11 protein-coding genes are annotated in these 15,166 nt (G+C 44.2%); 7 read left to right on the plus strand and 4 right to left on the minus strand.

What is annotated here, in order from left to right:
* Positions 1 to 421: 421 nt before the first annotated feature.
* On the minus strand, positions 422 to 1,354 hold the full coding sequence (locus tag M2387_RS16040; protein ID WP_259050850.1) for a LysR substrate-binding domain-containing protein: 933 nt from the start codon (positions 1,352 to 1,354) through the stop codon (positions 422 to 424).
* Positions 1,355 to 2,027: 673 nt separating this feature from the next.
* Between M2387_RS16040 and M2387_RS16045 the strand changes: the two genes are divergently transcribed.
* The 7 genes from M2387_RS16045 (at position 2,028) to M2387_RS16075 (ending at position 10,835) form a co-directional block, all read left to right on the plus strand.
* Positions 2,028 to 2,633 carry an ankyrin repeat domain-containing protein gene (locus M2387_RS16045; protein WP_259050851.1) on the plus strand — a complete coding sequence of 202 codons (606 nt, stop codon included), beginning with the start codon at positions 2,028 to 2,030 and terminating at the stop codon, positions 2,631 to 2,633.
* Positions 2,634 to 2,664: 31 nt separating this feature from the next.
* Positions 2,665 to 3,588 (plus strand): oxamate carbamoyltransferase subunit AllH family protein, encoded by a 924-nt coding sequence (locus M2387_RS16050; protein WP_259050852.1) that lies wholly within the window; start codon positions 2,665 to 2,667, stop codon positions 3,586 to 3,588.
* Positions 3,578 to 5,128: an acyl-CoA synthetase FdrA gene (fdrA, locus tag M2387_RS16055; protein WP_259050853.1), complete on the plus strand. Its 1,551-nt coding sequence runs from the start codon at positions 3,578 to 3,580 to the stop codon at positions 5,126 to 5,128. Before M2387_RS16050 ends, fdrA begins: the two co-directional genes overlap by 11 nt.
* Positions 5,128 to 6,543 (plus strand): YlbE family protein, encoded by a 1,416-nt coding sequence (locus M2387_RS16060; RefSeq protein WP_259050854.1) that lies wholly within the window; start codon positions 5,128 to 5,130, stop codon positions 6,541 to 6,543. Before fdrA ends, M2387_RS16060 begins: the two co-directional genes overlap by 1 nt.
* Positions 6,544 to 6,753: 210 nt before the next feature.
* Positions 6,754 to 8,307, plus strand: coding sequence for a xanthine permease (locus M2387_RS16065; protein WP_259050856.1), 1,554 nt, complete (start codon positions 6,754 to 6,756; stop codon positions 8,305 to 8,307).
* Between the two features lie 71 nt (positions 8,308 to 8,378).
* Positions 8,379 to 9,326 carry a carbamate kinase family protein gene (locus tag M2387_RS16070; RefSeq protein ID WP_259050858.1) on the plus strand — a complete coding sequence of 316 codons (948 nt, stop codon included), beginning with the start codon at positions 8,379 to 8,381 and terminating at the stop codon, positions 9,324 to 9,326.
* Between the two features lie 117 nt (positions 9,327 to 9,443).
* Positions 9,444 to 10,835, plus strand: a complete 1,392-nt coding sequence (locus M2387_RS16075; RefSeq protein ID WP_259050859.1) for an amidohydrolase family protein — start codon at positions 9,444 to 9,446, stop codon at positions 10,833 to 10,835.
* Between the two features lie 61 nt (positions 10,836 to 10,896).
* Here M2387_RS16075 and M2387_RS16080 read toward each other — a convergent pair whose 3' ends face one another.
* Genes M2387_RS16080 through M2387_RS16090 form a run of 3 tightly spaced genes read right to left on the minus strand, consistent with a single transcriptional unit; the run spans position 10,897 to position 15,034 of the window.
* Positions 10,897 to 11,736: a PRD domain-containing protein gene (locus tag M2387_RS16080; RefSeq protein ID WP_259050860.1), complete on the minus strand. Its 840-nt coding sequence runs from the start codon at positions 11,734 to 11,736 to the stop codon at positions 10,897 to 10,899.
* A 23-nt stretch (positions 11,737 to 11,759) separates the two neighbouring features.
* Entirely contained in the window at positions 11,760 to 13,223 is a 1,464-nt protein-coding gene (locus M2387_RS16085) for a glycoside hydrolase family 1 protein (RefSeq protein ID WP_259050861.1), read from the minus strand.
* Entirely contained in the window at positions 13,223 to 15,034 is a 1,812-nt protein-coding gene (locus M2387_RS16090) for a beta-glucoside-specific PTS transporter subunit IIABC (RefSeq protein ID WP_259050863.1), read from the minus strand. The genes M2387_RS16085 and M2387_RS16090 overlap by 1 nt, the downstream gene beginning before the upstream one ends.
* Positions 15,035 to 15,166 lie beyond the last annotated feature (132 nt).

Below are 15,166 nucleotides of genomic sequence, written 5' to 3' on the forward strand. Positions count from 1 at the left end.
AGTTTCATGCGGATTAAAAGAAGAAGGTGATTTTTTCGGCACGGGAATGTTTATTATTATATATAATTCAATTGGATAGGTCTTATGTGAATAATGACCAGAGTGAGTTTTTTGTAGGTGATTTTTTATCTCGAATAGACAGTTTTACGGTTATCTATGGCGCTTTTTAGTCAGTTTGGTTGCTAGTTTTACTTCTTGAGTTTCGTTATTATCATTTTTCCAGAACGGCTTGCCATTAAAACAGTAAAAATAGCGAATTTTCTTATAAATAAAACCCAGGATAATTCTTTATTCAGGACTGAATATTCCCGTGTATGGAAAAAGAAATACTCCACCTGCAATGTTGCTCATATATTAGCCAGTCATGCCCCTTTAATTTTTCAAATTGAGGCGTTATCTATTCTTTAACAAATTGATATTTTTAACTAATTGGCTTGAGGATGTCACTGTATAATTTAGCTAAAATTCCGTTATCAACAAACTCTCTACGTATCCACTGGGTAACCAGACCTGTAGCGGAGTGTTGGGTTGCTAATAGAAGATGAGAATCCTGTCTTGGGTTTTGAATTTTTTTTATCACCAATAAACCATTTTTTACGTGCTCTTTTATTAAATAATCAGGAAGAAAACCAATGCCCTCGCCCAAAATCTGACACTGACATTTAGTATTGAAATCAGGCACTTGAATGGCTTCCTGACCATGTAGCAACCAGCCAATACGTTTATTTATAGTATGAGCCGTATCTTCCACCATAATATTGGGATAGAGTCGTAGCTGGCTTTCCGCAATCGGCTCAGGCATTAATACCAGTGGATGTGTTGAGGCGATAGCAAATTCCCAGTGAATAGCGCCAATCTCTGTATAGTCAATGCCACCACCGTCCATCAAAGTGCCGGGTGCTCCGATGGCAATATCGGACATATTATTAATAATTGCATCCCACACTCCATTGTATACTTCAGTTGTTACTGTTATCTGGCAGGTTGGAAATTGTGTTTTGAGTATTTGTAGTAATTTAGCAGTGTGATAGGGCGTATATAATAATTGATTGATACAAATACGTACGCGAGCTTCAATGCCTTGCTCAATAGAATAAATTCCTTTCTTGATCAGATGGAAGTTATTTAATAAATCTGTCGCTTTACGATAAAAATAATAACCTGCTTCTGTAAGTTCGATATTACGTGTGTCACGTATAAACAGTGCGACATCAAGATAAGTTTCTATGCGTTTTATTGTATAGCTTACCGCTGAAGTAGTAATACCCAATTCTTCCGCTGCTTTACTAAAACTGGCTAATTTAGCCGCAGTAGTGTAAGTCAGTAAGTTTTCTTCGGTAAAAATAGAATTCATGGATATTTTTCCAGTTGAGTAGCAAGAAAATAAGCAACTTAAATGATTTTGGAGATGTATGAACAATTATTCAAGCTGCTACAGCAAAATTCAGCAATATCCTAGTCCGGCAACCGTCCAGGGTATATATGTGAATACAATTCAACAGCATAAGGGTTTGTATGATTTTTAATCTTCTTTTGTAAGTTAACGGAAATGCTAATCTACACAAAATGATTAATTTTTCTTTTTCTTTTATGTAACATATATGCAACCTTGTAACAAATCCATTGTGTTATAAGTAATTGATATGACTTATTTACTTGATTTTTCCTCTATAAGGAAGAGGAAAAAACCCATCTTTTGCGCACAAATAGTTTACAATATTAACATTCTTTAAACTATGAATTTGATCTCTATCACAGATCTGATTGAATCATTCATAGCTTTCCGATCTGATAAAACCAAGCCTGTAATTTCGCTCAATAAATGACCGAAAATCACCGCGAGAGGTAAAAAAACAATGCCTTTACGCACATAAATGGTCGATTATTGAATTTTATTCAACAATTGAGCGACTCATTGATGAATTAAATTTAAATGGATTCTTTTTATTAGTTTCAATTGCTATGCTTCAGGTATATTAAATATTACTAGATTTTTATTTATTAATGTTGGTTATCAGGAGAGCGTTATGACTTCCAGTACACTGGCCCAAGATTTTTTAACCGCAGCAGAACAAGGCCAATTAGAAAAATTAAAAGAATGCCTTGATAACGGTGTTGATATTAACGTCACAAATCGTCAAGGGCGTACTGCGATAATTAATGCCAGTCTGAACAAACACTATGAGTCTGTCTCATTCCTCATTAATGCCGGCGCGGATATCGATAAACAAGATCAAACCTGTTTTAACCCTTTCCTTCTCAGCTGTCTGAATAACGACTTAACCTTGCTGCGTCTGGTGTTACCTGCAAATCCTAATTTAGATCTGTTAACGCGTTTCGGTGGTGTAGGTATTACCCCTGCAAGCGAAAAAGGTCATGTAGAAATCGTGCGTGAGCTACTCGAAAAAACAGAAATAAATGTTAACCACACCAACTTTGTCGGCTGGACACCTTTGCTGGAAGCGATTGTGCTTAATGACGGCGGTGATAAGCAGCAGCAAATCGTTAAGCTGTTATTAGAACATGGCGCTAATCCGCATATGACTGATAAATATGGTAAAAAACCATTGGAGCTGGCAAAGGATAAAGGCTATACCGAAATCGCAGCGCTGCTTGTTGCGGCAGGCGCGTAAACGTTGACATAGATTGCCGGTAAGGGAAATTGTGAATACTACGACCTCTCATCGGCAAATATTATACGGGCTAACGGCTGATACTCATTTTTTAAACCTTCTTAATCAGCCGCAGCTCTCAGGGAAAGTTGAACAGGTTTTTAATAAAGCCATTAATGTTCTCATTGATAATCAGCTTTTTACTTTATTAAGTTCTCAGTTAGATAATGCACCAAATAGTTGTCGATTATTGAATAAGGATTTATCGGCTTTAAGTATTGTTCGTAGCGATGATTTCCAGATTTCAGATGGCAAGATTAGTATTGGTGATAAATATTGGTTATCTTTTTCATTATGTGAAGTATGGCAGCAACCTGTTATCAGTTTTACTGATGACAATACCAATAAAAAAAACTATCAGTCATTTTTATTGAAACAGATAGACAGGTTGGATTTTATTTTAACTGAAGCTAAGGGATCTCTTTTTAATTATCAGGATGATAATTTATTCTACTTAGCTGCCAGCGAAAAATTAAATCAACTCCGTAGTCATGTAGTGAGTTTACTTGAGAAAAAACAATATCGAAATCTGGCTGATGTCATCAGGCAGTTTATTGGGCTAGGTATAGGACTTACCCCCTCAGGAGATGATTATCTTGTTGGCTTGATAGCCTTTTTACTCTTAAAGAATCATCCGGTTAATGTGGCTTATCCTGATTTTTATCAGGGAATTATGCAGGGAATTGAAAATACAACGCCTGTCAGTGCTATTACCCTGAAAAAGGCCTTAGATAATGAGTATCGCGAGAATATGCATCAACTGATCCAGTCATTAGTTGATGCCGATGAAACTAACATTCATTTGCAGTTTTTGAATATTTTAAATATCGGGTCCAGTTCAGGCAGCGACATGCTATTTGGCATTCGGGATGCTTTGTATCTTACCCATTATTTCGGAGAAAGATATGTCGACTAGAGTTGTCATAAAAAAGAATACCTATTTCGATTCTGTGTCACTGATGTCTATTTCTACTAAAGCGAATCAACTCAATAATGTTGAACAAGCGTTTGTAGCAATGGCAACAGAGATGAATAAGGGCGTATTAAGAAATTTAGGTTTATTAACTCCTGAGCTGGAAGAGGCTAAAAATGGTGATTTGATGATCGTCATTAAAGGCCCAAGTGATGAAGCTAACGAAGAAATATTAGCCGGTATTGAAGATTTATTTAATAAAAAGAATCAAGGTGGCGGCTCTCATGAAGCGAAGTATGCCACGATAAACTCTGCAAAAACGCATATTCAAGACAGTAACCTCGCTATTATTTCAGTGAATGGCCAGTTTGCGGCGCGTGAAGCCCGTCTGGCATTAGAGAATGATCTTAATGTAATGCTGTTTTCTGACAACGTATCTATTGAAGATGAGTTAGCGCTGAAAAAATTAGCCAGCAGTAAAGGACTCTTAATGATGGGGCCTGACTGCGGAACCGCCATTATCAACGGCACTGCATTATGTTTTGGTAACAATGTACGCCGCGGAAGCATCGGTATTATTGGTGCATCAGGTACCGGTAGCCAGGAGCTGAGCGTCCGTATTCATGAGTTTGGTGCTGGTGTATCACAACTCATTGGTACCGGTGGGCGCGATCTGAGTGAAAAAATCGGTGGCATCATGATGATTGATGCGCTGAAAATGCTCGATGCTGATGAAGAGACAAAAGTCATTGCACTGATCTCTAAACCACCGGCTCCGGAAGTTGCCAAAAAGGTTCTTGAGCAAGCTGAAAAATGTCAGAAGCCTGTTGTCGTCTGTTTCCTCGGCAGTCAGCCATTGCCTGAAGATAAACCGGGTTTAACCTTTGCCAGAAACACCAAAGAAGCCGCGCTGAAAACCGTATTGCTGACTGGCGTTAAAAAAGAAGATTTAAATCTGCACTCGCTTAACTGGCCATTGATTGAAGAAGTTCGTGCTCAACTAGCGCCAGAGCAAAAGTATATCCGTGGTCTGTTCTGTGGCGGCACATTATGTGATGAAGCGATGTTCGCTGCTCTTGAGAAATATGATGATGTTTACAGCAATATTCAACCGAACCCTGAATATCGTTTAAAAGATATCAATACCAGTATTGCTCATACCTTCCTTGATTTTGGTGATGATGATTTTACCAATGGTAAACCGCACCCAATGATCGACCCAACTAACCGTATTGAACGTTTGTTGCAAGAAGCTCGCGATCCTGAAGTTGGCGTCATCATGATGGACTTCGTATTAGGTTTCGGCTCTCACGAAGACCCAGTTGGCGTAATGATTGACGCTATTAAAGCCGCTAAAAATATCGCTAAGCAAGATGGTCGTGAACTGATCATTTTAGGTTATGTATTGGGTACCGACCAGGATACTCCGGCAATAGAGGCGCAGGTCAAAATGCTCACTGATGCTGATGTTATTTGGGCAAGTAGCAGCACCAATACCGGTTTATTAGGACGCGAGTTTGTCTGGAAAGGAGAGAAAGCATAATGACTTCATTATTTAAACAACCCTTAAATGTCATTAACGTTGGCATCGAAATGTTCAGCGATGACCTGAAAAAGCAACATGTGCCAGTGACTCACTTAAGCTGGACGCCTCCAGGCCAGGGAAACCCGCAGGTTATTCGTGCCTTAGACAAAATTGAAGGCAACGCCGCGTTACAAGAAAAAATTACTGCCGCGAACGCCCAGGCACTTGAACGTATTATTCAGTCTCAGCCGGTACTGATTGGTTTTGACCAGGCGATTAATGTCGTTCCTGGTATGACTAAAAACACTATCTTGCATGCGGGTCCGCCTGTTGCCTGGCAAGATATGTGCGGTGCGATGAAAGGTGCCGTTACCGGCGCGCTGGTATTTGAAGGTTTAGCCAAAGATTTAGCCGACGCAGAGCGGGTTGCCGCATCGGGTGAAATTATTTTCTCTCCTTGCCATGAACATGATTGCGTTGGCTCGATGGCAGGCGTGACATCTGCCTCAATGTTTATGCATATCGTTGAAAACAAAACCTACGGTAACCTTGCATTTACTAACCTCAGCGAGCAGATGGCAAAAATTCTGCGCATGGGTGCCAATGATCAAAGCGTAATAGACCGTTTAAATTGGATGCGTGATGTATTGGGTCCGATGCTGCGTGATGCCATGAAATTTATTGGCGAGATTGACCTGCGTTTGATGCTGGCTCAAGCCCTGCACATGGGTGATGAATGTCATAACCGTAATAATGCGGGTACCACATTACTGATTCAAGCGCTGACACCAGGCATTATTCAAACCGATTTCTCGGTTGCCCAGCAAAAAGAAGTCTTTGATTTCGTCGCCAGTAGCGATTACTTCTCAGGCCCAACCTGGATGGCGATGTGTAAAGCCTCGATGGATGCGGCTCACGGTATTGAATACAGCACGGTTGTCACCACCATGGCACGTAATGGCTATGAGTTTGGTTTGCGTATCAGTGGCTTACCTGGTCATTGGTTTGTTGGCCCGTCTCAGCAGGTTATTGGCCCGATGTTTGCCGGTTATAAGCCAGAAGATTCCGGTTTGGACATTGGTGATTCAGCCATTACTGAAACCTACGGGATCGGTGGATTTGCGATGGCAACGGCACCTGCTATCGTTGCTCTGGTTGGCGGAACTGTCGACGAGGCGATTGATTTCTCTAGAAAAATGTGTGAGATAACTTTGGGTGAAAACCCGAACGTTACCATTCCACTGCTTGGTTTTATGGGTATTCCAACCGCCATTGATATCACCAAGGTTGCTGCCAGCGGCATTCTACCTGTCATCAATACGGCAATTGCTCATAAAGATGCTGGTATCGGTATGATTGGCGCCGGTATCGTACATCCACCATTTGATTGCTTTGAAAAAGCGATGCTGTCTTACGCGGAAAAATACGCCTGATTTCCAGTAATTACAAAATAACGCCCGGCTTCGGTTGGGCAATAACAATACAGCAACAGATATCCTGACCGCTTATCGCTATTACTGAATACTGTAACTTTAAATATCGCCGAACGTATCCTGCAAAGTGGGAAAGACACGAAGTAATTTAAGGCGCAGCTCAAAGTATGACCGGTATGAGTATCAGGCATATTCAGGGGATACATTCTTATGAGTCTATTAAGTATCAAATGGAAACGTGGGGACCTGGCCGCCTACTTTGGGCTAATGACCAATAACCTCACCAACTTACTCACCATGATGGGACTGCTGGTCTTTGTGGTTGGGATCCCAACTGAAATTGTTTACGGACGTATTGCACCTGCGTTTGGTTTTACCGTTTTGCTTGCCAGTATTTGTTACGCCTATTTTGGCCAGCAAATGATAAAACAGACCGGGCGCAGTGATGTTACCGCTTTGCCATCAGGTCCTAGTGCACCCTCTATTTTTACCGTAACTTTCCTGGTCATTATGCCGGTCTATCAGACCACGCAAAACGCAGAGTTTGCTCTACAGATAGCGCTGGTCTGGTGCTTTGTTGAAGCCATGATCCTGGTCGGTGGTTCATTCCTCGGGGATACTATCCGTAAGATGATCCCGCGTACCGTACTGTTATCTTGCCTGTCAGGGTTAGGGTTACTGTTACTGGCGATGAACCCAATGCTGCAGGCCTTTGAAGCGCCAACGGTATCATTTATCGTCTTACTGTTAATCTTTATTAACTGGTTTGGTAAAAAGCCTATTTTTGCGCGTATTCCAACCGGTCTGTTACTTCTGATTGCGGGTACTGCCCTGGCATGGTTCTCTGGACTACAAAGCCCGGAAGCGATTAAAGCTTCAATGAGCTCTTTTGGCTTTAACCCACCAGGAATTCACGTAGATAGTTTCTTGCAAGGTTTACCCCATGCGCTGCCTTACTTAGCGTCTGCGGTACCGCTTGGCTTAGCAAACTATATCTTTGACCTGGAAAATATTGAAAGTGCTCACGCCGCAGGTGATGAATACAACACCCGTAAGGTGATGCTGGCTAACGGTTTATCTTCAACCATTGGCTGCTTCATGGGTAATCCCTTCCCGGTAACCGTTTATGTGGGACACGCAGGCTGGAAAGCAATGGGCGCAAGCGTCGGTTATACCCTTGCATCCGGTATCACCATGTTTGTCGTACCGCTGTTTGGTTTAGGCGCATTTATGCTATCCATCATTCCGATGACGGCAATTGTCCCTATCCTGGTCTTCATCGGTATCGTGACGGCGAACCAAGTGGTGAGGGAAACACCAAAAATAGAAGTCCCGGTTATCTTTATCTGTATGTTCCCGTGGATTGCTAACTGGGCGCTGACCATCGTTAATAATGTGATAAATGCTGCCGGAACCTCAGCAAGTGCTATCGGTATTGAAACGATGCTGCACAAAGGGGTTTATTACCAGGGTCTGGTTCACTTAGGTAGTGGTGCACCATTAGCCAGTATGCTGTGGGGCTGTATTGCCATCTTCGCTATCCTGAATAAACCACTACGTGGTGCCATTGCCGCCGCTGTGGGTGCATTGCTGGTCTTCTTTGGTGTGATTCACTCGCCGGTTGTCGGTATTGCAACCGGTACTGCTCTGATGTTTGTTTACGCTTATCTGATGATGGCCGCTTTGTTTGTCGTGAAGCATTTTATGGATAGCCGTGAGCCATCTGTCGAGCCAGAAGCTGAAAAAGTCAGTAAATCCGCATAACTCAACCAGTCTCTTATAGTCGGTGGCTTAAAACCACCGACTATCAACAACACTATTTCAGGATAGACAACATGAAAGAACTCGTGGTTGTTGCCATCGGGGGCAACAGTATTATTAAAGATAACAACAGCCAGTCGATTGAAGCGCAGGAAAAAGCGGTACAAGAAGTCGCAAGCCAGGTGAGCGATATGCTTGAAGGTAATTACAATATTGTTTTGACCCACGGTAACGGCCCTCAAGTGGGACTGGATTTGCGTCGTGCGGAAATAGCCCATACGGTAGAAGGATTACCCTTAACGCCGTTGACCAATTGCGTGGCAGATACGCAAGGTGGGATTGGTTATTTAGTCCAGCAGGCACTGACCAATGCGCTGACGAAATATAATCGCCAGGCTGTCACGGTGATAACACAGGTTGAAGTGGATAAAAACGATCCTAATTTTGCGACTCCGACTAAACCTATTGGTGCTTTTTTCACGCAAGAACAGGCCGATGAGTTTAAACGCACGAACCCGGACTGGCATTTTATTGAAGACTCTGGCCGTGGCTATCGCCGCGTGGTTGCCTCTCCTGAGCCAAAACATGTGGTTGAGTCGAAGGCGATTCGGACCCTGACTGAAAATGACTTTGTTGTCGTGGCGGCAGGCGGTGGTGGTATCCCGGTAACCAGTAACGGTAATGGCGGATATCAAAGTATTGATGCCGTGATTGATAAAGATCTCTCTACCACATTACTTGCCAAAGAGTTAAACGCAGATATTTTAATCATCACCACAGGTGTAGAAAAAGTCTGTGTGAACTTTGGTAAACCAGAGCAAAAAGCACTGGGTGAAACCAGTACGACTGATATGCAGCGTTATATGGCAGAAGGCCATTTCCCGGCTGGCAGCATGTTGCCAAAAATTGAGGCCAGCCTGTCATTTATTGCCAATGGTGGTAAGCGGGTGATTATTACTACCCCTGAAAAACTGACCCATGCATTACGAGGTGAGACGGGTACGCATATTATCCAGGGTTAATATTTTTCAGTTTAAATATTATTTTTATTAACTAACCAAATAATAGAGATGTTCTCTATTCGTTAGCTATTGCTCGTAAGCAATGTGGATTATTTTGTTATATCACAAGAGGTTTCTATGAAAGCAGAACAACCCTCTGATAGAAGAGCATTTCTATCAACCAGCGCAAAAATAGCAGCCGCTTGTACCTTGTTGGGCTCAATGTCAGGAATTGCCGCCGCGCAGACGGATAAACCGTTACAGAATAACGGCGTTTCACGTATGACTGATAAGCACTATTATCTTGATGATGCCCTGCTTGAAACAGGTTTTAATTATAGTGGCTCAGCGGTTACGAATACTAAAACAGCGCTCCATACACTCGAAATTAACGATGGTAAAATAGCGGCGGTATTAGCCAATAAACAACATCCCAATAATCAGTTAAATGCTTACAGTGCCCAAGGTAAATTAATCCTGCCCGCATTCCGTGATATGCATATTCACTTGGATAAGACCTTTTACGGTGGCCCATGGCAGGCGCCAGCGTCCCGGGAAGGCAAAACGATTATGGATATGATTGCCCTGGAACATACTATGTTGCCAGCGCTGCAACCCTATACCAAAGAGCGCGCTAATGCGTTGATCGACTTGATCCAATCCAAAGGATCAACCATTGCGCGTAGCCATTGCAATATTGAACCTGTTTCCGGGTTAAAGAATTTAGAAGCGTTACAGCAAGTCCTGGCCGATCGCCAGCAAGACTTAACCTGTGAAATTGTTGCCTTTCCACAACACGGTTTATTGCTGTCAAAATCAGAGCCTTTAATGCGCGAAGCGATGCAGGCGGGCGCTCATTACGTGGGCGGGTTAGACCCAACCAATGTCGATGGTGCGATGGAAAAATCCCTCGATACCATGTTCCAGATAGCGCTGGATTATAATAAAGGGGTGGATATTCATCTTCATGAAACCAGCCCTGCCGGACGCGCGGCGGTTGAGTATATGATTAAAACCGTGGATGAAAACCGCAGTTTACGCGGCAAAGTCACCATCAGCCATGCCTTCGCCTTAGCTACGTTGAACCCTGAAGAAGCGGACAAAATGGCTAAACAACTGGCTGAGCAGCAAATCACTATCGCCTCAACCGTGCCTATTGGCACGCTGCATATGCCGTTAAAAACGCTGAATCAGAACGGTGTATTTGTGATGACCGGAACGGATAGCGTGATAGATCACTGGTCTCCTTTTGGATTAGGGGACATGCTAGAAAAAGCCAACCTCTACGCGCAGCTTTACACGCGCCCGGACGAGCTATCCCTGTCACGCTCTTTAGCTATCGCCACGGGTAATATATTGCCGCTTGATGATAAAGGTAAGCAGGTCTGGCCGGTGAAAGGGGATGATGCGAGTTTTGTTCTGGTTGATGCCTCTTGCTCCGCAGAAGCGGTAGCGCGTATCTCACCAAGACAGGCCAGCTTCCATAAAGGGAATCTGGCTTCCGGTTCAGTTCAAAAACAAGTGAGTTAAATTCACTGAGTAATAAGCTAAAAAATGAGGTCAGTATTTGGCCTCATTTTTACTATTCAGTTCAGGGCTGTTTATCAATCAAGCGACTGATATGAATACTCAGCCATGTAAGCTCATCTTTCGGTAACGCCAGTTGGTATTTATCCTGGACATAGTCACGAATGCCAAAGGCGACGTTCATGGCATCCGGGCGGTAGCGCATTAATTCCTGATAAAAATCTTCTTCTTCGCTCATCACGATTTTACCCGCCAGAACACGTTCAGAAAAATAGCGCAAATGATTGATAAAACGTCTGTAATTGACGGATTCAGTATCCGTATTCTTAGCCAACTTATAGTGCACAATGGCCGCAAGTCGGTTAACTAATTCAACCTGCTGATGGGCCGAACTGTCTGTCTCCACCTGGCCGCTGGCATTGATCAGATGAAAGGCGATGTTCACCGCTTCATCTTCGGGTAACTCGACCTTAAATCTCTCATTGGCTTTGGTACGAGCCTGTAATCCGATACTGTATTCCTGGGGGTAATAACGTTTTACTTCCCAGCTTAATTTATTCAGGATTGCCTGGCCCTTACGACTGCGCTCGACGGCAAAGTGAAGATGCTCGGCAAGCGTAAGCAGTAATACTGAATTAAGCTTATCGCCGCAAACGCTACGAGCAAGGACCAGAACTTCATGGCTGATATCAAAGAATTCCGAAGGAATAGTATCCGTGAGTGATAAAAAATGACGGCCCTGGGGAGAACTGAGTGGCAGGAAAATTTTCTCTACCTGAGTCATATCAATATGCGTCCCGGGCTTGGCGTTAAAGCCAATCCCTTTACCAAAAAGAATCATCTCTTGCTGGTCGTTGTCGACCAGCAGCATACTGTTATTGAGTGATTTTTTTATCGTTATCACGGTTATTCCTTCGGATAGCCAGGCTAACTCATATCTGCGCCATTGTTATTGATAACCTTCTGATACCACCAGAAGGAGTCTTTTCTGAGGCGTTTTAATGTGCCATGGCCTTCATCATCCTGATCAACATAGATAAAGCCGTAGCGCTTAGACATTTGCGAGGTGCCTGCACTGATGATGTCGATGCAGCCCCAAGTGGTAAAGCCCATCACCTCAACACCTTCATTAATTGCTGCCAGCGTTTGCTCAAAATGCCCACGAAAATAGTCGATACGGTAACTGTCGTGGATCTTATCGTTTTCCACAACATCTTTTGCACCCAGACCATTTTCGACAATAAACAATGGCTTCTGGTAACGATCGTAGAGCTCGAGTAAGGATATTTTCAGCCCAATAGGGTCAATCTGCCAGCCCCATTCAGAGGCAGGTAACCAGGGGTTTCTGACACCGAGCACAGTATTGCCGGGAATACGCTCGACATCTGGCTGAGTCGATTCTGTCAGTGACATATAGTAACTAAAGGAGACAAAATCCACCGTATAGTCTTTTAAGATTTGCTTATCTTCAGAGGCCATCCGGATATGAATATCCCGGCTCGCCAGGTCACGCAGAATCAACGGCGGATATTCACCAAACACTTGCACATCGGCATAGAAATAGTTCTCTAAGTTTTTCTTCAGCGTCGCTTCGATATCTTCCGGGCGGCAGCTGTGCGGATAGGTGGTGAGCTTAGTCAGCATACATCCCACCTGGCTACCCGGAATTTTAGCGTGGCAATCACGCGTCACCAGAGCTGAGGCAACAAACTGATGGTGCAGTCCCTGGTAAATATCCTGTGTTGCTTTGCCGGGTTCGCTTTTCTCTTCCCGAATACCTGCTGTGGTAAAGGGATGGCGATGAATACTGTCTATTTCGTTGAATGTCAGCCAGTAACGGACTAAGTCTTTATACCGGTCAAAACAGACATTACTGAAGCGTACAAAAGCGTCCACGACATTGCGATGTACCCAGCCGTTATATTTTTCACTCAATGCCAGGGGCATTTCATAGTGAGAGAGTGTTACCAGGGGTTCAATATTATGCTGGCGCAGCTCGCGGAACATATCCTCATAAAACTGTAGGCCAGCTTCGTTTGGTGCCGCATCTTCCCCGGTTGGAAAGATACGTGACCAGGCTATCGAGACTCTGAGCACTTTAAAGCCCATCTCTGCGAATAAAGCGATGTCTTCTTTATAGCGATGATAAAAATCGATACCACGACGTTTCGGGTAAAGCTCATCATTTTTACCGTCAAATGCATCCTGGATATTTTCATCCGTGAGTGCCATATGGCCGCTGTAATCCTTCAAGGATAAATTGGGTTTCCAGGTGATAGCATCTGCAACCGATGGACCTTTGCCGTCGACATTCCATGCCCCTTCAGCCTGATTGGCGGCAATCGCGCCGCCCCATAAAAAGCCTTGTGGAAATGAGGATTGTTTTGCCATTACATGGACTCCTTAAGTGTCATGATGATATGAGGATCAGGATTTTTTTCACTATTAGTAGTTGGAAGCAGGGTGAAACGTTCACCGTTAGTGACGACCATCACGACCACCGGGTCGAGACCGGCAGCGGTAATGGTATCGATTGAAAATTCAATCAATGTGTCACCACACTTCACCTGCTGTCCCTCGGTGACTTTCGGGCTGAAGCCTTCACCTTGTAGTCTGATGGTGTCAATCCCGATATGGAAAATCAGCTCAACTCCGGTATCAGTCAGTAATCCCAGGGCATGCCCGCTATCAAATACGCTGACTACGGTGCCATCTGCCGGGGCGCGTAATACACCCTGAGAAGGGATAATCGCGATACCGTCGCCCATAATTTTGCGTGAAAATACATCATCGTTAACGTTTTCAAGCGGAATGATTTGTCCTTCAATAGGGCGGGTAAAATTGAGTTCAGCGGTTTTTTCGCTCACTTTGTCACGCCAGAGTATTAGCGCGCAGATAAACGAGACTAAGAAGGAAAGCCCGGCTCCGGCAAACGCCCAGAGAATATTCAGTGGATTATCCGGGGAGACAAACATTGAGATACTGGCAAGGCCTGGCCCCACCAAAGCAAAGGCCTGAAGACCAATCCAGCCAATAAATGCCCCGCCAATCACACCGCCAATAATTACGCTATACAAGGCTTTTTTATGGAGCAGAGTCACCCCGTATAAAGCAGGTTCGGTAATCCCAAAAAGGGCAGAGATTCCCGCAGAGAAAGCGGTGGACTTCATCACCTTATCTTTACTCTTTAACGCAATCGCCATGCAGGTACCCGACTCGGCAATATTGTGTGCCAGTGATGCGGGCAGGTAGAGCATCTCTCTGCCGAACTGGCTCATAGAAGCTACCGCATAAGGGAGCATCGGTTTATGCATTCCGGCGGCGACCATAAAGGGTAAAACAGCGGCCAATAACCCTGTGGCGACAAAACCCAGCTTACCGTAAAGCCATAGAATAATTGTTGCCAGCCCGGCTCCTAATTCAGAGCCCAGTGGCCCTAAGATCAGCAAAGTGGCAGGTACCGTGACCATCAGAGAAAGCATCGGGGAGAGGAAAATACGCAGCGCACCAGGCGAATAGCGGTTAAAGAACTTTTCAGTCTGGGCGTATAAAAGCACGCACAGAATAGCGGGAAAGACCTGGGAGGCGTAGGCAACATTAACCAGATCAAAAGACATAAACGTGGCCCCTTCGGCCAGTTGTTTAGTCATTGAGGGTAAGATCATCACCGAGGCCGCGGAAACAGCGACCAGAATATTAACTTTCAGCTTCATCGCCGTGGTAATCGCCACCAGAATCGGCAGAAAGTAGAGGGGCGCAGTACCGATACTATCCAGCACTTTATAAGTCGAGCTATCACGACTCATCCAGCCAATCGCATCCATTAACAGCAGAAGTGATTTCAGCACCCCGCCGCCCGCTATTGCGGGTACTAATGGTTGAAAAACGCTAATCACAAAATCAACAATTCGTGCGCCACGACTCTCTTTGGCTGCACTCTTTTTTTCGCCAGGCTGTTGTGAACCGACTAGCGACTGCACGGCTTCAAAAACGGGTACCACTTCGTGGCCGATTATCACCTGGCACTGCACATTGAGGCGTACGCCGAGTACGCCATCGGTGTTTGAAAGTGCGGCCTCATTGACTTTACTGTTGTCATATAAGCTCAGTCTTAAGCGGGTAGAACAGTGTCCAATATGCTCGATATTCTCAGCACCACCGACCTGCTTGATGATTTCTAACGCTGTTTTCAAGTGATTCATATTCGATTTTCCTACCTTCAGAGCAAAAAAAAACCTGAAGCTCCCCTCCGTGAATTTCTGCGGAGAAAGCTTCAGGTCTTGCCTACGAGTCGTAGTTACACGCCTTTTTTTTAATATCGCCTGATGAAGAAT

The organism is Klebsiella sp. BIGb0407, from assembly GCF_024807845.1.
GTDB lineage: Bacteria > Pseudomonadota > Gammaproteobacteria > Enterobacterales > Enterobacteriaceae > JGM124.